The organism is Kosakonia sp. CFBP8986, assembly GCF_034044935.1.
GTDB lineage: Bacteria > Pseudomonadota > Gammaproteobacteria > Enterobacterales > Enterobacteriaceae > Kosakonia > Kosakonia cowanii.
In genome coordinates, this window is record NZ_JAXCXB010000007.1 from 135090 (window position 1) to 152668 (window position 17579).

The window sequence follows — 17579 nt, forward strand, 5'->3', positions numbered from 1 at the left end:
GGAGATGAGATGCCTGAATTACCTGAAGTTGAAACCAGCCGCAGAGGCATTGAACCGCACCTGGTCGGTGAAACCATCCTGCATGCGGTGGTACGTAACGGCCGCTTACGCTGGCCTGTTTCCGAAGAGATCCACAGCCTGAGCGACAAACCGGTGCTCAGCGTGCAGCGACGCGCTAAATACCTGCTGCTTGAGCTGCCGGATGGCTGGATCATCATTCACCTCGGTATGTCCGGCAGTCTGCGTATTCTTCCCCACGAACTCCCCGCCCAAAAACATGACCATGTCGATCTGGTGATGAGCAACGGCAAAGTGCTGCGTTACACCGATCCGCGTCGTTTTGGCGCCTGGCTGTGGACCAAAGAGCTGGAAGGACATAACGTGCTGGCGCATCTCGGCCCGGAGCCGCTGAGCGATGCGTTTAATGCCGACTATCTGCGGAAGAAGTGCGCGAAGAAGAAAACAGCGATCAAACCCTGGCTGATGGATAACAAGCTGGTGGTGGGCGTCGGGAATATTTATGCCAGCGAATCGCTGTTTGCCGCCGGGATCCATCCCGATCGGCTCGCTTCATCCCTCTCGCAGCAGGATTACGAACTGCTAGTGCGCGTGATCAAAGCGGTGCTGTTACGCTCCATTGAGCAGGGCGGGACAACGCTGAAAGACTTCCTGCAAAGCGACGGCAAACCGGGTTACTTCGCACAGGAGTTGCAGGTTTACGGGCGAGAAGGGCAGCCGTGTCGCATCTGCGGTACGCCAATCGTGGCGGCAAAACATGCGCAGCGCTCGACGTTCTACTGTCGTCAGTGCCAGAAATAGGTGTGGAGTAAAGCCGGATAAGCTATCCGGCATCGAAGCTTACTTCAGCTTATCAAGCAGCGCCTGGTGAACCGGCTGCGGCAGGAAATGCGCGACGTCGCCCTGATGGCGCGCCACCTCTTTGACCAGCGAAGAGGAGATAAACGACCACTCTTTCGACGGCATTAAATAGACACTTTCCAGAGTCGGCATCAGATGCCGGTTCATATGCGCCAGCTGCATCTCATACTCAAAATCCGCCACCGCACGCAGACCGCGGATCAAAATCGTGGCCTGCTGGTCACGCGCGAAGTTAGCCATCAGATCGCTAAAACCGACTACCGTAACATTTTGCAGATGCGCCGTTGCTTCTTGCGCCAGCGCAACGCGCTCATCAAGGCTGAACATCGGCTTTTTGCTTGGGCTGGCAGCAATCGCCAGTATCAGCTCATCAAACATCGCGGCGGCACGGGTCACAATATCGATATGCCCGTTAGTGATGGGATCAAACGTACCAGGGTAGATCGCCCGCTTTTGCATAATCAACCTTATTGCGCTTTAGGTGGCAGATAGGGTTCCAGCAGTTGCAACAGAAGCTGCAGAGCGCCCTGGTTCTGGTAGAGCACTTCCACTGCGTGGCGACCGTAAAAATTCCGGTAATCTTCATCGGTCAACAAAGAGGTAATCTCTTTGATGAGGGCATCCACGTCGTTTACGGTGATCAACCCATCAGCCTGCGTTAACCGCGCGCAGATATCTTTGAAGTTGAACGTATGCGGCCCCATCAACACCGGGATCGCATGCGCGGCAGCTTCAAGAGGATTATGACCGCCTCGCTCTACCAGCGACCCGCCGACAAAGGCCAAATCGGCAATGCCGTAAAGCAGCATCAGCTCGCCCATCGTATCGCCAACCACCACCTGCGTGCTGGCAGAGGGGATCTCGCCGGAAGAGCGCGTAATGAAACTCAAACCCGCCTCCCGCACCATATTCACGGCGTCAGGGAAGCGTTCAGGATGACGTGGAACCAGAATCAAGAGTAAATCAGGAAACTGTTTTAGCAAGGCCTGATGCGCGAGCAGCATGATGCTCTCTTCGCCTTCGTGGGTGCTGGTAGCAATCCACACCGGACGATGCGGTGCCCACTGACGACGCAGGGCGACAGCGCGGGAGGCAAGCTGCGGTGTGACAGAGATATCAAACTTCAGGCTGCCGGTTACGGTAAGCTGATTGCGTTTGGCGCCAAGTGCGATAAAACGGTCGCCATCTTCGCTGTTCTGCGCGGCAATCAGCGTAATTTTGCGCAGGAGCTTCTGAATAAATTTACCCAGCTTCGCATAGCCAGCGGCGGAGCGCGCCGAGAGACGGGCGTTAGCAATCACCAGCGGAATGTTTCGTTTATGCAGTGCGCTAATCAGATTGGGCCACAGCTCGGTTTCCATAATCAACACCAGCTTGGGGTCGACCTTATCAAGGAAACGGTTTAGCGCACCGGGCAGATCGTAAGGCAGATAGACATGCTGAACGTCGCCGCCGAATGCTGACATCACGCGCTCGGAGCCGGTTGGCGTCATGGTAGTGACGGTAATGGGTAAATCGGGATAACGGTGACGTAAGGCGCGCACCAGCGGAATCGCCGCCAGTGTTTCGCCGACCGAGACGGAGTGCAGCATGATGCCGCCTGCTTTCAACGGCTTATTGTAGAAGCCATAGCGCTCACCCCAGCGTTTGCGGTAAGCCGGAGCTTTTGCACCACGCACCCACAACCGCACCCAAATCAGCGGCTGAATGATGTACAGCAGTGTGGTGTAGAGCAATTGGAGCATAGTACGTTGCAGGCTTAGGAATGTGCTGGGGATTTTATGTATTTAGTACCGCCATTGCTATTACTTTTGCTGAAATCGGTCAAATTCACCTCTTATCACGTTATTTGTATCAGTCTTATCAATTTTTTTTCATTTTTATCTAGTTTATTGAATGTTTCAGCGCGAACCCATTATGACCATGAAACAATAATTTTTATCTATATTTATGATTTTTATAATCTTTTTAAGGGCTTTGTTGAAAAGTGCTTCAGATCGGATTGGTGGTAAAGAAGTGGTACAATAAAAGATCTATAAGTGCGCAATATCAGTGTTCAGGTAGCTGTCGAGCCTGGGGCGGTAGCGTGCCTGTAATTTTTTCACGGATATCACATCAAGAAGAGCCGATTGTGGAAAAGCGATTTCACCGAATTCTGGTTATTAAAATGCGTTTTCATGGAGACATGCTGCTGACCACGCCGGTCGTGAGCACGTTAAAACGCAACTATCCTGATGCGCGCATTGATATGCTGCTCTACAAAGACACAATGCCAATCTTATCCGAAAACCCCGAGATTCATGCTCTTTATGGCATGAGCAATAAAGGGGCGCCTTTAAAGGAAAAGATACAGAACTTCTTCTCTCTGGTGAGCCAATTACGCAAGAATAATTACGATCTCATCGTCAACCTGACGGATCAGCATATCGTGGCGCCGCTAGTACGCTCGCTGCCGGCAAAAGTGAAAATTTCGCAGGATTACGCCCATCGGCAGTCCGCTTTCTGGAAAAAGAGTTTTACCCATCTCGCGCCGTTTGCCGGTGAACACGCGGTAGAACGTAACTTATCGACCCTTGTTCCGCTGGGTATTACCGACTTCTGCCGTGATACCACCATGAGCTACGCGCCCGAACACTGGGAGCGTATGCGCAGCGCGCTGAATGAGGCAGGCGTTGGCGAGCACTATGTCGTTGTGCAGCCGACTGCCCGCCAGCTGTTTAAATGCTGGGACAATGAAAAATTCTCGCAGGTGATTGATGCGCTGCAAGCCCGGGGCTATGACGTTGTGCTGACCTCCGGCCCTGGTGCGGACGATCTTGCCTGCGTTGAGGAGATTGCCCACGGATGTGCGCGCAGGCCCGTCACTTCTCTGGCGGGTAAAACGCGTTTTCCTGAACTCGGTGCCTTAATTGCTCACGCCGCGCTGTTTATTGGCGTGGATTCCGCGCCCGGCCATATCGCCGCCGCGGTGAAGACGCCGATTATCTGTCTCTTTGGCGCGACCGACCACGTTTTCTGGCGCCCGTGGAGCGACAACATTATTCAGTTCTGGGCCGGTAATTATCAGCCGATGCCGGCGCGCAGCCAGCTCGACAGAAACAAGAAATATCTCTCCGTCATTCCGGCAGAAGATGTCATCGCGGCAACAGAGAAAATGCTGCCCTCTTTAGAAGGCGTTTCCTGATGATTGTCGCTTTCTGCTTATACAAATATTTTCCGTTCGGCGGCCTGCAGCGCGACTTTATGCGTATTGCGCAAACCGTTGCCGGGCGCGAGCATCATGTCAGGGTTTATGTCCAGTCCTGGGAAGGCGATGTGCCAGCCGGGTTTGAGCTGATCCGCGTCCCGGTCACCTCGCGCACCAACCACGGTCGCAACGCTGAATATCACGCCTGGGTAGTGGCGCATCTGGCGCAGCATCCCGCCGATCGCGTGGTCGGCTTTAATAAAATGCCGGGCCTTGATGTCTACTATGCGGCCGACGTTTGCTACGCCGAAAAAGTGGCGCAGGAGAAGGGCTTCTTTTACCGCCTGACGTCTCGCTATCGCCATTATGCCGCCTTTGAGAAAGCGACCTTTGAACAAGGGAAAGCGACGCAGCTGCTGATGCTGACGGACAAGCAGATCGGCGATTTTCAACGCCACTACCATACCGAAAGCGACAGGTTTCACATTCTGCCGCCGGGGATCTATCCGGATCGTAAATACAGCCAGCAGATCGCCAATGCCCGCCAGATCTACCGTGAAAAGAATGGTATCGCGAACGATCAGTTCTGGCTGTTACAGGTTGGATCCGATTTCAGCAGGAAAGGCGTTGATCGAACGCTTGCCGCTGTTGCCGCCCTGCCAGAAGCATTAAGAAAGAAGACGACGTTGTTTGTGGTTGGCCAGGACAAGCCCGGACGCTTTGCCGCACAGGCGGCGAAGGCAGGCATCAAAGAGAATGTGCACTTCTTTTCCGGGCGCAGCGACGTAGCTGAACTGATGGCGGGTGCCGATCTGCTGATGCATCCTGCCTACCAGGAAGCGGCGGGTATTGTGCTGCTCGAAGCGATAACAGCTGGCCTGCCGGTGATTGTCAGCGCCGTTTGTGGATATGCGCACTACATTGCCCGCGCGCAGTGCGGCGTGGTGATTGAGGAGCCATGGTCTCAGGCCGCGTTGAACGAGGCGCTACAGCGTGCGCTGCAAGAGCCAGCCTTACGCGAAGCGTGGGCTGCGCGGGCGCGCCACTTTGCGGACACAGAAGATCTTTATAGCCTGCCGGAGAGAGCGGCGGACATCATTACGGGTGAAGTGAATGGTTGAATTGAAAGAGCCGCTGGCGACACTCTGGCGGGGTAAAGATGCGTTTACTGAAGTTGAAAAGTTACAGGGAGAGGTGTTTCGCCAGCTTGAAACGCGCCGCACCCTGCGTTTTGAACTTGCCGGTAAGAGCTATTTCCTGAAATGGCATCAGGGCACCGCGTTTAAAGAGGTAGTGAAAAATCTGCTTTCGCTGCGCTTGCCGGTGCTGGGTGCCGATCGCGAGTGGAAAGCCATACATCGTCTGCATGATGCAGGTGTTGATACCATGCACGGCGTTGGGTTTGGCGAAAAGGGTGCCAACCCTATCAATAAAACCTCCTTTATTATCACTGAAGATCTGACGCCAACCATTAGCCTGGAAGATTATTGCGCCGACTGGCTGACAACGCCGCCGGAACCGCGCGTTAAACGGATGATAATTCATCGTGTTGCGACCATGGTGCGCAAGATGCACCAGGCTGGCGTAAACCATCGCGACTGCTATATCTGCCATTTTCTGCTTCATCTGCCTTTTGAGGGCGATGAACAGCATCTGAAAATCTCGGTGATCGATCTTCACCGTGCACAGATGCGGGCGCATGTGCCGACGCGCTGGCGCGATAAGGATCTGATTGGGCTCTACTTCTCTTCACTCAATATTGGTCTTACCCAGCGGGATATCTGGCGTTTTCTTACCGTCTACTTTGCCGCATCGCCGCGAAAGATTGTTCAGCAAGAAGCGGGCTTATTAGCGAAAGCGCAGGCCCGGGCCGAAAAGATCCGTGAAAGAACGGAACGAAAGTCTCTCTAAAATGAGAAGTGGTCACTCAATGAAAATTGCATTTGTTGGTGAAGCCGTATCGGGTTTTGGTGGTATGGAAACGGTCATCAAAGCCGTCATTCATTCGTTTCAGCAAGATGCCTTCGCGAAGTGCGAGATGTTCTTTTTTTGCCGTAACGACAAAATGGATAAAGGGTGGCTGGCAGGGATTAACGCCGCTTACTCCTTCTCGAACAGTAAACTCAGCTTTCTCAGGCGCGCGATACATATTCGCAATTTCAAGCGTTGGGTAGATGAGCATAAGCCCGACCTCGTTATCTGCATTGATACGCCCTCCTGCTTTCTGGCAAGCAGAGCCCAGCGGAAATGCAAACATCGTTTTACCGTATTGTCCTGGCCGCATTTCTCGCTGGATCATAAAAAGCACGGTGACTGTGTAGCCTGGGCTGATTACCACCTCGCGATAAGCAGCGGCATCAAAAGGCAGATGGAGGCGCGGGATATTGTGCCGGAGGCAATCCACGTCATCTATAACCCGGTTGAACCGCAGGCTGATACGATCCCCGCCCCGAATGCGGACGAGACCACGACCTTCTTATACGTCGGCAGGATGAAGTTTGAAGGGCAGAAACGGGTTAAAGATCTGCTTGATGGCCTCGCGCAGGTCAAGGGCGACTGGCATCTGCATGCGATTGGCGATGGCTCCGATTTTGAAAAGTGCAAGGCCTACGCGCGTAAACTCAATATCGACCGCAACATCACCTGGCATGGCTGGCAGGCCCAGCCCTGGGACGTGGTCAGGGACAAAATCAAAAAAGTATCTGCACTGCTGCTGACTTCATCCTTTGAAGGCTTCGGCATGGTGCTGCTGGAAGCGATGGCGTGGGGTATTCCCTGTATCAGTGCAAACTGTGTGGCCGGCCCGGAAGATATTATTCGCGAGGGCGTGAATGGTTACCTCTACCCGCCGGGCGAAATGGCTGAGTTTGTGACATTGCTACAGCAGGTCGTTGATCGTCGCACCTCGTTCCAGCCGGATACGATTAAGCAGTCAATCAACAAGTTTTACAGCGAAACATATAATCGAAATATGCGAGAGGCGATTCGCTCTGTCCTCGCTGCACTGACAACGAGCATTAAATGAGCCAAACTTATTTTGATGAGAAAGAAGTGATTCTTTCGATAAAGGATTACAACCATCTGTCTGATGCTGACATCAGTACGTTTAATATCGCCTACGGCATCGATAAAAACTTTCTTTATGGATGTGGGATTTCGATAGCGTCAATTCTTTTAAATAACAAAGATAAGCGTTTATCCTTCCATGTCTTTACCGATTATATAACCGAAGAAGATAACAAAAAGTTCTCTTCGCTCGCAGAGCAGTACCAGTCAAGAATCACGGTTTATCTGGTCAACTGCGATAAATTAAAATCGCTTCCCAGCACCAAAAACTGGACATATGCGACCTATTTCCGCTTCATTATTGCCGATTATTTTACGGAAAAAGCCGACCGCGTGCTCTATCTCGATGCGGATATCGCCTGCCAGGGTAGCGTCCAGGAGCTGATCGATCTTGAGTTTAGCGAGCATGAGATCGCCGCAGTGGTCGCGGAAGGTGATATCACCTGGTGGCAAAAGCGAGCAGTAAGCCTGGACTCACCTGGGTTAGTTAATGGCTATTTCAATGCCGGTTTCTTGCTGATTAATATTCCGTGCTGGACAGCGAATGATATCTCGCGGAATGCGATTGAAATGTTACGCGATCCGGTTGTGGCTGGCAAAATTACGCATCTCGATCAAGATGTGTTAAATATGCTGCTGGTGGATAAAGCCAAGTTTATTGATAAAAAATTCAATACTCAGTACAGCATTAATTATGAATTAAAAACGGGTGTAGTAAATCCGGTAAACGAAAGTACGGTATTTATCCATTATATTGGGCCAACAAAACCATGGCATGATTGGTCAGATTACCCTGTTTCTCAAGGTTTTCTACGGGCTAAAAGAGAGTCGCCGTGGAAAAACGATCGCTTACTGAAGCCAACTAATGCAAATCAGTATCGATATTGTGCCAAACACATGCTCCATCAGAAGAAGTTCGTTAAAGGGTTGATTAGTTATTTGTTCTATTTTCAAAAGAAAATCGCAAACTAAAAAATACATAGGTGATGCAGTGGACTCATTTCCAGGTATTAAAATTTCTGAATTCGAAGTTTTTGATCATAGCAAAGAGAAAACAACCAACGCTCTAAACATCGCCTATGGAATTGATCGCAACTATCTTGATTGGGTTGGCGTATCAATAACGTCGATTGTAATTAATAACAACATCAACACTAGTTATCACATCATTTCCGATGAGTATGATGACTGTTTCTTGACGAGAATTGCCCTTCTGGCTGAGAAGTATGCAATCAAGATTAGCTTATACTTGATTAATGCTGAATGCCTTAGCGATCTTCCGAGCACTAAAATATGGTCGCGTGCCATGTATTTCAGGTTATTTGCCTTCGAGTACTTTAGCGATAGCTTCGATAAATTGCTCTATCTCGACGCCGACGTCTTTTGTAAAGGTAAGCTTGATGAACTGGCTGCGTGTAATCTTGAAAACGTTGCTGCCGCAGTGGTCAGGGATGTTGATTCGATGCAAAATAAAGCCATCGAAAGATTAAAAGATCCTGATATCCGCAACAATTATTTTAACTCTGGCGTAGTGTTTGCCAATCTTAAAGAGTGGGTGAAAAACGATCTCACTAATCAGGCATTCTCGATTCTCCTTGGTAAAAATAACCGCGGCATACAATTTAAGTACCCGGATCAGGATGTGCTTAATGTATTACTAAAAGACAAAGTCTATTTTCTGCCCGGGAAGTTTAATACAATCTATACCATCAAAAGTGAGTTAAAAGATCGTACTCACCAAAACTACAAGAATATTATTTCAGATGAAACCGTATTAATACATTATACGGGGGCCACAAAACCCTGGCATAAATGGGCGACGTATCCATCTACCGTTTATTACCAGACTGCATTAGCTGCGTCACCCTGGAAAGATCAACCGCCGCGTGACGCAAGGACATTTATTGAGTTTAAGAAGCGATACAAACATCTTCTGGTGCAGCATAAATATATGGCAGGTATCAAAGCAGGTTTTTTATATCTTCTGAGAAAATATTCTTTACATTCAAAATAATATAATAGCTGGTCTAATTTATGAGTGACAAATATCAAGTTGGGGATTATGTTGTTTTCACCAAAACTGGTGTTGAAAAATACCTGAAAATCTTTAAAGATTTCATGGATTATAATCTCGATGTGATAAAGGTTTTTCGCAGTATTGATGATACAAAAGTCGTGTTAATCAATACGGAATATGGAAAGTATATTTTAAAAGTCTTCGCACCTAAGCAGAAAAAAACGGAGCGTTTTCTCAAGTCTATTTTCAAGGGCGATTACTATGAAGCCTTGTTCCATCAGACGGAACGCATCAGGAAAAATGGTGCTGGTGCAATAAATGATTTTTATCTGCTGGCGGCTAAGAAAACTTTTCGCTTTGCCCACTCCTATATTATGTTAATTGAATATATTGATGGCATTGAGTTAGCAGACATTACTTCTATTGATGATGAGCTCAAACAGAAAATAAAAATATCGATAGATGAGTTGCATCAAAATGGTATGGTTTCAGGAGATCCGCATAAAGGCAATTTTATTATTCAAAACGGTGAAGTCAGGATTATCGATTTGTCAGGTAAGTCACCATCCCGGATACGAAAAGCGAAAGATCGCATCGACCTGGAACGACATTACGGTATTGTTAATAGCGTGAAGGATGTAGGTTACTACCAGTTTATTTATAAGAAAAAGGTACGTAATTTTATTCGTCGTCTAAAAGGTAAGCCAGTTCGCTGAAAATTATATGGTTGGCCTGCATTACTAAAGATAAGCATATTGTTAGTCTGAAACGGTAATATGTATTAATCCCAACAGGTTTATTATGAAAAATATTAAATATATTACACATGCATGTGTTGAACGGTTGAAAAGACACAAGTCTTCAGATGACATTGTTATCTTTCTCTCTGGGCCCACGTCAAAGAAGACGCCTCTTTCGATTCTTCAGAGTCGGGATATCATCGCGGTCAACGGATCGGCGGCGTATTTAATAGAGAATGATATTACTCCGTTGATTTACGTTTTAACGGACGCCCGCTTTTTGCTGCAGCGACGTGATGATTTTTATAAATTCAGCCGCAGCAGTCGTTTTACCATCGTGAATGCAGATGTTTACGAGGCTGCAACGGAAGAGGATAAGCGTTATCTGCGCGAAAATTGCCTGATACTGCGCGCCTTCTACAAACGGGAAAAAGGTGGGGCGGTTAAGAAGGTAAAATTCCTCATAAAAAGCCGCCTGCATAAAAATTTACTCATTAATATCCCATGGTCCAAGAAAGGGCGTCTTGTTGGCTTCAGCAAAGATATTGCTCTTGGCTACTGCTCATGCCATACGGTGGCTTACACCGCGATTCAAATTGCCTATTCGCTACAATACAGTGCAATTATTTGCTCAGGCCTGGATCTGACCAACACCTGCCGCCGCTTTTATGATGAAAGCAATAATCCGATGCCATCTGAATTAAGTAAAGATTTACCTAAGATTTTACCTTTCTTTATTTTTATGCGAGCTAACATTCCCGATATTAATATCTTTAATCTTTCGGATGATACTGCTATTAGTTACGACATCATTCCTTTCATTCAACCCGATGAACTTGAAAAAAAACACCATACTAACAGTCTCGAGTTGCATGAAAAAATTGATTTCGAACGCAAAGCAAACACCTTTGCTAACTAGTGACTGACATCTTTTTGGTAAGAAAAATGCGCCTTGGAACTTTCCACAAGAAGAAAAAGCATTTAATCAATAAAGTAAAAATCAATTTTCTCTCTTTGTTCCTTAAAAACAGAAGAGGAGCTGATATTGATGGCAATAGCATAAAAAGCTGCTTGTTAATTCATGATAACAGTAAGATTGGCGACCTGATTGTTCTCAGCGCGCTTTACAGAATACTGGCTAAAAAAGGTATCACGTTATCGATACTCTCCTGCGGCACGGGGCACGCTTTTCTTAAAGCGCACCCACATATCAAGCAGCTGTTCATAAAAAAAACTAACAGCCTGACGGAAACGCTTAAACTACGCCGCCACTTACGAGAGCGGCAGTTCGATGTTGTTCTCGATCCCTTTGAAACGTTTCCCTGCTTTGGTCATGCGCTGCTGCTCTCGGGTTTTCGGGATTCGTACGTGCTGGGATTTGATAAATGGTACAAGCGCTACTATTCGCGCTACAACCCCCATGACGAGCAGTTAAACGAGCATATGTCTTCGCGCACAAACGTCATTGTGCGGCATCTTTTCGGCCGCGATGCAGACGATGATTATCGCTACGATATCGCTATTCCGGCAGATGTCGAAGAGGCGGTAAGCGCGTTGGTAGGATCGTCTGACGTTGTTGTTATCAATCCACTGGGTGCCAAGAAGATTTGCCGACTTTCATCTGAACAGATGATGCTTATCCACAGTTGGTTCACACAGCACCATCCCGGTCTGAGAATTATCTATACTGGTCATCCGGATGACTTATCGTCCATCCCTGTAAGCAATATTGAAACGCTGCCCTATCCTGATTTTATCTATACCGTAGCCTTAACGAAGCTCAGCAAATACGTTGTCTCCGTCGATACTGCGCTGGTGCATATCGCTTCTGCTTTTAACCGGCCAATGCTGGCGCTCTACCCTCAGGCACGCACCGTTGAGTATCCGTCGCCGCTGATTTGGGCGCCGAATAGCCCTTCCGCGCAGCAAATTATTTCGCCGACACCTTTCGTTAGTGATATTGATGAACGCTTGTTAGTTCACGGGCTGGAAATGTTGTTGGCCGCTGAAATGGATAGCAAGCAATAAAAATGGCCACTTTAAGTGGCCATTTTTACGAGATTTTAATGTTCGCTGCGCTGTTTATTGAAAAGCAATAAAAGTGTCAGCCCACAGACAATAATAATAGGTATACTTCTCGCCCATAGAATGACATCGCTTAGGCCCGTGCCTATTATCGCCAGTGAAAAAGCAAATAATCCCAACGATCGATAATAGTAAACGGAAAACATCAATGCGGCGTAAAAGGCGATAATCGAAAATATACCGACTATCCCTTTCAGTGAGGCACTTTCAATGATTTCATTGTGTAAGTGAATATTTGTGAATAATCTTACAGGGCTCAACGTCTTATCCTGCTTGATAAGTTCACTTACCTCATACGAACGCTCATCGGCAGACCTCCAGCTTAATGGAGCATCTTTGAATATCATCAAACCGGCCTCGTACATTGCAAAGCGAGCCCCAAGCGAGGTATTACCCTTCCCTTGTTGATATAAATTGATGTCATTTACAGCGGCATCATATCGTTTAGCAATGGACTGGCTGAAGACAAGACCAAGAACAATCAACAGCGCCATAAACCCACATACGCCAAGGAAAAGCTTTTTAGGGTTCTTCAGGTAATAGGTAACGATAGTGATGCAGCAGATAACAGGGAAAATCAAAATGGATGAGCGGGTCTGTGTCATCACCAGAGCAGCAAAAACCATCACCGTGTTCAACACAAATAAAAGCGGATGACTTTTAGGCGTATACAGAATTGCTACCGCGCTGATCAACCCGACCAGCATGATGGAGTAAGCCGCACCCGTCGACGTGCCAATACCAAAATCGATCCTGTCCAGGCCGATAGAGAATTTCTGAAACAGAGCATAGCCCAGGATAATAAACGAAACGGAATAGAGAAGATAAAGCAGCGCGCTGCTTTTGTACTTAACTTTTGTCGTTGCGGCCAGCAATACCATGAAGAAGCCGAAAATAAAGACCCGCACGGTATTGATGTAGTTATGGTACGTCGCCTGAAAGGGCGAGTTATTAACTTTAAAAAGCTTGTACCAGATAAGATCGATAATGCCAATAAACAGGATGGATGCGGGAAGGGCGAAACTTTTCCAGGTTAGATTCGATGATCTTCCTTTAATAATGAGTGTTAATAACGCGAGAATGCCGCAGATATTAAATAACTTCATGCTCAAATTATTATTTACCATCGCTACCAGAAGCGTAACGGCGCTAAAAATAAACGTACCATACTCCATAATAAAGGCGGCTTTTTCAGTTCGCCCCTTCCAGGTTTGCGCATTCATAGAGACTGGCATTCACTTTCCTTTATGCTAAACAGGCTATTTCATTAAAAACGGTATCTGCGCTGAGATGGGCTAAGTCGCCATTACTCGCGCGGCATATATGCTGGTTTTTTCCATACCCGCCAATAAGCCCAGGATCGGTTGGGCCATATAACGTGATATTTGGTCGATCCAGCGCCGCCGTCAAATGACTAAGGCCCGTATCCACCGATACCACGAATTTCGCGCCAGCCAGTGTCTGCGCGACCTTCTCAAGACTCATCTTCGGCAGCACATCAACGTAATCAAACCCTTCCGCTAACCGCTTCGCACGCGCCTCTTCATGAGGGGCTCCCCATGGGAGCTTTATCTGCAAACCGCTTCCTTTAAGCAGGCCAATCAATGTGCGCCAGTGACTCTCCGGCCAATGTTTATCATCTCGCGTGGTGGCATGTAAAAAGACGGCATAGGAGGAAGCTGGCGCAGCGCTGGAGGTGAAATGCTGCGCAATGGCGTAGTCACCCTGCGCCTGCGGTTTGGCATAGCCCAGACTCTTCGCAAAGAGTTCGCGCGTCCGCTCAACGGCGTGTTGCTGTTTCGCAATGGCGTGACGGCGTTTATAGAACAGGCTTGCCAGCGGCTCGCGTGCGGAGTGCCAGTCCATCCCATGTTTCACACCATGCGCCAGCCGGGTGACCAGCGCGGCGCTCTTTACCAGACCCTGCGCGTCGATAATGGCGTCGTACTGCTTCTCCTTCACCGCGTTGCGAAAAGCCTGGCGCTCTGCCGTAACAGGCGCGGAAAACCACGCTTTGCGCCAGCGGCGGATCGCCACCGGGATAACCCGGTCGACCGCTGGGTGCCATGAAGGAATCTGGGCAAATCCCTCTTCCACTACCCAATCAAAACGGATCCCCGGAATGGCCTGCGCGGCATCGGTCAGCGCAGGTAGCGTGTGCAGCACATCGCCCATTGACGAGGTTTTCACAATCAAGACCCGCATCGCTTATCCTTCTGCTGCCAGCAACAAACCATTCAACTCATCCAGCACGCGCTGCGGCGTAATATCGATCAGGCTCTGGTGATACCCTTCTGCGGCATCGCCTTTGCGTACCTTGTGGTAGCCGGTGATTAAGCGGATCACGCGCGCCTTGTGGGAGAGCGGCGGCGTGAAATCGGGGCTGCTGGGGCCATAGAGCGCAACCAGCGGGCGATCGAGCGCGGCGGCAACGTGCATCAAACCTGAATCATTGCTCACCACCGCTTTACAGGCGGCAATCAGCACCACGGCCTGCTCCAGCTGCGTCTCTCCCGCCAGATTGCGGCACCACGCCTGTTGCTCAATGCTCAGCGCGGTCAGAATCTGATTACCCGCGTCGTGATCTTTTGCTGAACCGAACAGCAGCACCTGATAGCCTTCATCAATAAGCTGCTTCGCCAGCTCAGCGTAGTGATAGTGCGGCCAGCGCTTTGCCGGGCCAAACTCGGCGCCGGGGCAAAAACCGATCATCGGGCGTTCAGCCGCGAGGTCGAAGGTGGCGCAAACCTGTAGCTTCTCGCTCTCATTGACCTGCAACTGCGGCCACAGCAGGGGCTGCGGCAGATCTTTCGCCGAGCCCATTACGCCTTTGTCATAGGCCAGCGCAACATAGCGCTCGACCATCAGCGGCCAGGCTTGCTTATCCAGCACCCGCGCATCGTTAAGCACGCCATAGCGCATTTCACCGCGCCAGCCGGTACGGTGCGGAATGCCAGCAAAGAAGGGCACCAGCGCAGATTTAAAGGAGTTCGGCAGCACATAGGCGCGATCGTAACGTCGTTCGCGCAGGCTGTGCCCCAGCTTACGGCGTGCGCCAATCTCCAGCGCGCCGTGGCCGAGCGGCATCGGGATCGCCTCGTTAACTTCCGGCATGCGCGATAAAAGCGGACGGCACCACGCGGGTGCCATCACATCGATTATCGCCTGGGGAAAGCGCGCCTTCAGCGTGCGGTAGAGGCTCTGCGACATCATCATGTCGCCTACCCAGGAGGGTCCAATGACCAGAATTTTCATACTTACGCGTCGCGGTTCAGCCAGGCCATATATTCGCTCACGCCTTCAGCCACGGTTTTAAACGGCTTGTCGTAGCCCGCCGCGCGCAGGTTGGTGAGATCGGCCTGCGTAAACGCCTGATAACGGCCTTTCAGCTTGTCCGGGAACGGGATGTACTCAATGCTGCCTTTTTTATGGAAGGCGAGGGTAGCATCCGCCACGGCCTGGAAGGACTCCGCACGACCGGTGCCGAGGTTAAAGATGCCGGAGACACCGTTTTCCCAGAACCACAGATTGACCGCCGCCACATCGCCCACGTAGACGAAATCGCGTTTAAAGTTGTCGCTGCCTTCGAACAGTTTCGGGCTCTCGCCATTGTTCAGCTGCGTGTTGAGATGGAAAGCGACGCTCGCCATGCTGCCTTTGTGCCCTTCACGCGGGCCATAGACGTTGAAATAGCGGAAGCCGACAATCGGCGAGTTCGCTTCCGGCAGAATGCTGCGCACATACTCGTCGAACAGCATTTTCGAGTAGCCGTAGACGTTAAGCGGCTTTTCATATTCGCGCGATTCAATAAAGTCAGAAGTGCGGCCGCCGTAAGTGGCTGCGGATGAGGCATACAGGAAGGGGATTTCGCGCTCCAGGCAGTAGTGCAGCAGCTCTTTGGAGTACTGATAGTTGTTCTCCATCATGTACTTGCCATCCCACTCGGTGGTGGAGGAGCACGCACCTTCATGGAACACCGCTTCAATCTCGCCGAACTCTTCGCCAGACATAATCTGGATCAGAAAATCCTCTTTATCCATATAGTCGGCGATATGCAAGTCGACCAGATTGACAAACTTAGTGCCGTCTTTCAGGTTGTCCACCACCAGGATATCGGTGATGCCTTTGTCATTCAGGGCTTTAACGATATTGCTGCCGATAAAACCCGCGCCGCCAGTGACGATGATCATAACTGTACCTTTGCAAAATGAAGCGTTGAGACAATCTCAGACACGAATAACTTTATCATACCATCACATTGCTGCCCCTTCAGCCATTCCCCGGGAAAGGGGAGGGCTATGCGTGATTTATGCTGCAAAACGGATAAGCAGTGAAGCGTCATCTCGTATCAACGTATAGCTTTGGGTAATATGTGCCGAAATTTGCCCAGTCTGGAGAATTGCGATGCGTGGGGATTTTTATCAACAGTTAACGAACGATCTGCAAACCGCACGTGCGGAAGGGTTGTTCAAAGAGGAACGCATTATCACGTCAGCGCAGCAGGCTGATATCACCGTGGCGAATGGTAGCCACGTCATCAACTTCTGCGCCAACAACTACCTTGGCCTTGCCAACCACCCGGAGCTGATCGCCGCCGCGAAAGCCGGTATGGATAGCCACGGTTTCGGCATGGCCTCGGTGCGCTTTATCTGCGGTACGCAGGATAGCCACAAAGCGCTGGAGAAGAAGCTGGCCGATTTCCTCGGCATGGAAGACTCCATCCTTTACTCCTCCTGCTTCGATGCGAACGGCGGGCTGTTCGAAACGCTGCTCGGCGCGGAAGATGCCATTATTTCGGATGCCCTCAACCACGCATCAATCATTGACGGCGTGCGTCTGTGTAAAGCGAAGCGTTACCGCTACGCGAACAATGACATGCAGGAACTGGAAGCTCGCCTGCAAGAAGCGCGCGAAGCGGGTGCCCGCCACGTGCTGATCGCCACCGATGGCGTCTTCTCAATGGATGGCGTGATCGCCAACCTGCAGGGCGTCTGCGACCTGGCGGATAAATATGATGCACTGGTGATGGTTGATGATTCCCACGCCGTCGGTTTTGTCGGTGCCAACGGCCGCGGAACACACGAATACTGTGAGGTGATGGGCCGGGTCGACATCATTACCGGGACGCTTGGCAAAGCCCTCGGCGGCGCATCGGGCGGTTATACCGCTGCGCGTAAAGAGGTGGTGGAGTGGCTGCGTCAGCGTTCGCGCCCCTATCTCTTCTCCAACTCGCTGGCGCCTGCCATTGTTAGCGCCTCGATCAAAGTGCTGGAGATGCTGGAGTCCGGCGGTGAGTTGCGCGATCGCCTGTGGGCTAACGCCCGCCTGTTCCGCGAACAGATGAGCGCTGCAGGCTTTACGCTGGCGGGTGCCGATCACGCCATTATCCCGGTGATGCTGGGCGATGCCGTGGTGGCGCAAAACTTTGCCCGCGAGCTGCAAAAAGAGGGCATTTACGTCACGGGCTTCTTCTTCCCGGTGGTGCCGAAAGGCCAGGCGCGTATTCGTACACAGATGTCGGCGGCCCATACGCCAGAACAAATTGAACGCGCGGTAGCAGCCTTTACCCGCATTGGTAAACAACTGGGTGTGATCTGAGGACGTG

Annotated in this window: 17 protein-coding genes; 11 read left to right on the forward strand and 6 right to left on the reverse strand. The window is 50.2% G+C overall.

What is annotated here, in order from left to right; all coding sequences use genetic code 11:
- Nucleotides 1-9: 9 nt before the first annotated feature.
- Nucleotides 10-819, forward strand: a complete 810-nt coding sequence (gene mutM / locus SOM48_RS17110) for a bifunctional DNA-formamidopyrimidine glycosylase/DNA-(apurinic or apyrimidinic site) lyase (protein WP_320512607.1) — start codon at nt 10-12, stop codon at nt 817-819.
- A gap of 39 nt (nt 820-858) precedes the next feature.
- Here mutM and coaD read toward each other — a convergent pair whose 3' ends face one another.
- Entirely contained in the window at nt 859-1338 is a 480-nt protein-coding gene (gene coaD / locus SOM48_RS17115) for a pantetheine-phosphate adenylyltransferase (protein ID WP_076770294.1), read from the reverse strand.
- Nucleotides 1339-1346: 8 nt separating this feature from the next.
- Entirely contained in the window at nt 1347-2624 is a 1278-nt protein-coding gene (gene waaA, locus SOM48_RS17120; RefSeq protein ID WP_054802713.1) for a lipid IV(A) 3-deoxy-D-manno-octulosonic acid transferase, read from the reverse strand.
- 386 nt (nt 2625-3010) lie between these two features.
- Here waaA and rfaQ point away from each other — a divergent pair, with 386 nt between their 5' ends.
- From rfaQ to SOM48_RS17165, 9 genes are all read left to right on the forward strand, one after another.
- Nucleotides 3011-4063, forward strand: coding sequence for a lipopolysaccharide core heptosyltransferase RfaQ (gene rfaQ, locus SOM48_RS17125; RefSeq protein WP_076769317.1), 1053 nt, complete (start codon nt 3011-3013; stop codon nt 4061-4063).
- Complete coding sequence (locus SOM48_RS17130; protein WP_320512608.1) at nt 4063-5187, forward strand: glycosyltransferase family 4 protein; 1125 nt, start codon at nt 4063-4065, stop codon at nt 5185-5187. The genes rfaQ and SOM48_RS17130 overlap by 1 nt, the downstream gene beginning before the upstream one ends.
- Nucleotides 5180-5977, forward strand: a complete 798-nt coding sequence (gene rfaP, locus SOM48_RS17135) for a lipopolysaccharide core heptose(I) kinase RfaP (RefSeq protein ID WP_319551236.1) — start codon at nt 5180-5182, stop codon at nt 5975-5977. The genes SOM48_RS17130 and rfaP overlap by 8 nt, the downstream gene beginning before the upstream one ends.
- Before the next feature lie 19 nt (nt 5978-5996).
- Entirely contained in the window at nt 5997-7091 is a 1095-nt protein-coding gene (gene waaB, locus SOM48_RS17140; protein WP_320512651.1) for a lipopolysaccharide 1,6-galactosyltransferase, read from the forward strand.
- Entirely contained in the window at nt 7088-8104 is a 1017-nt protein-coding gene (gene waaO, locus SOM48_RS17145) for a lipopolysaccharide 3-alpha-galactosyltransferase (protein ID WP_054802710.1), read from the forward strand. Before waaB ends, waaO begins: the two co-directional genes overlap by 4 nt.
- Nucleotides 8105-8123: 19 nt before the next feature.
- The gene (locus tag SOM48_RS17150; protein ID WP_319551235.1) at nt 8124-9146 is read left to right on the forward strand and encodes a glycosyltransferase family 8 protein; all 1023 of its coding nucleotides are present in this window, start codon (nt 8124-8126) and stop codon (nt 9144-9146) included.
- Nucleotides 9147-9166: 20 nt separating this feature from the next.
- Entirely contained in the window at nt 9167-9865 is a 699-nt protein-coding gene (gene rfaY / locus SOM48_RS17155; protein WP_320512609.1) for a lipopolysaccharide core heptose(II) kinase RfaY, read from the forward strand.
- 85 nt (nt 9866-9950) lie between these two features.
- Nucleotides 9951-10808, forward strand: coding sequence for a 3-deoxy-D-manno-oct-2-ulosonate III transferase WaaZ (waaZ, locus tag SOM48_RS17160; protein ID WP_289744484.1), 858 nt, complete (start codon nt 9951-9953; stop codon nt 10806-10808).
- 26 nt (nt 10809-10834) lie between these two features.
- Nucleotides 10835-11917, forward strand: a complete 1083-nt coding sequence (locus SOM48_RS17165) for a glycosyltransferase family 9 protein (protein ID WP_320512611.1) — start codon at nt 10835-10837, stop codon at nt 11915-11917.
- A gap of 35 nt (nt 11918-11952) precedes the next feature.
- On the opposite strand, the gene SOM48_RS17170 is transcribed toward SOM48_RS17165, so the two are convergent.
- The 4 genes from SOM48_RS17170 to rfaD are packed head-to-tail and all read right to left on the reverse strand — an operon-like array spanning nt 11953 to nt 16164.
- Complete coding sequence (locus SOM48_RS17170; RefSeq protein ID WP_320512612.1) at nt 11953-13209, reverse strand: O-antigen ligase family protein; 1257 nt, start codon at nt 13207-13209, stop codon at nt 11953-11955.
- A 10-nt stretch (nt 13210-13219) separates the two neighbouring features.
- Nucleotides 13220-14179: a lipopolysaccharide heptosyltransferase RfaC gene (gene rfaC / locus SOM48_RS17175; protein ID WP_320512613.1), complete on the reverse strand. Its 960-nt coding sequence runs from the start codon at nt 14177-14179 to the stop codon at nt 13220-13222.
- Nucleotides 14180-14182: 3 nt separating this feature from the next.
- Complete coding sequence (gene rfaF, locus SOM48_RS17180) at nt 14183-15229, reverse strand: ADP-heptose--LPS heptosyltransferase RfaF (RefSeq protein ID WP_042718688.1); 1047 nt, start codon at nt 15227-15229, stop codon at nt 14183-14185.
- A 2-nt stretch (nt 15230-15231) separates the two neighbouring features.
- Nucleotides 15232-16164 (reverse strand): ADP-glyceromanno-heptose 6-epimerase, encoded by a 933-nt coding sequence (gene rfaD / locus SOM48_RS17185; RefSeq protein ID WP_076769324.1) that lies wholly within the window; start codon nt 16162-16164, stop codon nt 15232-15234.
- Nucleotides 16165-16378: 214 nt separating this feature from the next.
- Between rfaD and kbl the strand changes: the two genes are divergently transcribed.
- Nucleotides 16379-17572: a glycine C-acetyltransferase gene (kbl, locus tag SOM48_RS17190; RefSeq protein ID WP_042718685.1), complete on the forward strand. Its 1194-nt coding sequence runs from the start codon at nt 16379-16381 to the stop codon at nt 17570-17572.
- Nucleotides 17573-17579 lie beyond the last annotated feature (7 nt).

Bases quoted from the DNA above. Each gene is read 5' to 3' on its own strand.
- SOM48_RS17165 (WP_320512611.1), top strand. From the start codon at position 10,835: ATGCGCCTTGGAACTTTCCACAAGAAGAAAAAGCATTTAATCAATAAA.
- kbl (WP_042718685.1), top strand. From the start codon at position 16,379: ATGCGTGGGGATTTTTATCAACAGTTAACGAACGATCTGCAAACCGCA.
- mutM (WP_320512607.1), top strand. From the start codon at position 10: ATGCCTGAATTACCTGAAGTTGAAACCAGCCGCAGAGGCATTGAACCG.
- SOM48_RS17130 (WP_320512608.1), top strand. From the start codon at position 4,063: ATGATTGTCGCTTTCTGCTTATACAAATATTTTCCGTTCGGCGGCCTG.
- rfaF (WP_042718688.1), bottom strand. From the start codon at position 15,229: ATGAAAATTCTGGTCATTGGACCCTCCTGGGTAGGCGACATGATGATG.
- coaD (WP_076770294.1), bottom strand. From the start codon at position 1,338: ATGCAAAAGCGGGCGATCTACCCTGGTACGTTTGATCCCATCACTAAC.
- waaO (WP_054802710.1), top strand. From the start codon at position 7,088: ATGAGCCAAACTTATTTTGATGAGAAAGAAGTGATTCTTTCGATAAAG.
- rfaD (WP_076769324.1), bottom strand. From the start codon at position 16,164: ATGATCATCGTCACTGGCGGCGCGGGTTTTATCGGCAGCAATATCGTT.
- waaZ (WP_289744484.1), top strand. From the start codon at position 9,951: ATGAAAAATATTAAATATATTACACATGCATGTGTTGAACGGTTGAAA.
- rfaP (WP_319551236.1), top strand. From the start codon at position 5,180: ATGGTTGAATTGAAAGAGCCGCTGGCGACACTCTGGCGGGGTAAAGAT.
- SOM48_RS17170 (WP_320512612.1), bottom strand. From the start codon at position 13,209: ATGCCAGTCTCTATGAATGCGCAAACCTGGAAGGGGCGAACTGAAAAA.
- waaA (WP_054802713.1), bottom strand. From the start codon at position 2,624: ATGCTCCAATTGCTCTACACCACACTGCTGTACATCATTCAGCCGCTG.
- waaB (WP_320512651.1), top strand. From the start codon at position 5,997: ATGAAAATTGCATTTGTTGGTGAAGCCGTATCGGGTTTTGGTGGTATG.
- rfaY (WP_320512609.1), top strand. From the start codon at position 9,167: ATGAGTGACAAATATCAAGTTGGGGATTATGTTGTTTTCACCAAAACT.
- rfaC (WP_320512613.1), bottom strand. From the start codon at position 14,179: ATGCGGGTCTTGATTGTGAAAACCTCGTCAATGGGCGATGTGCTGCAC.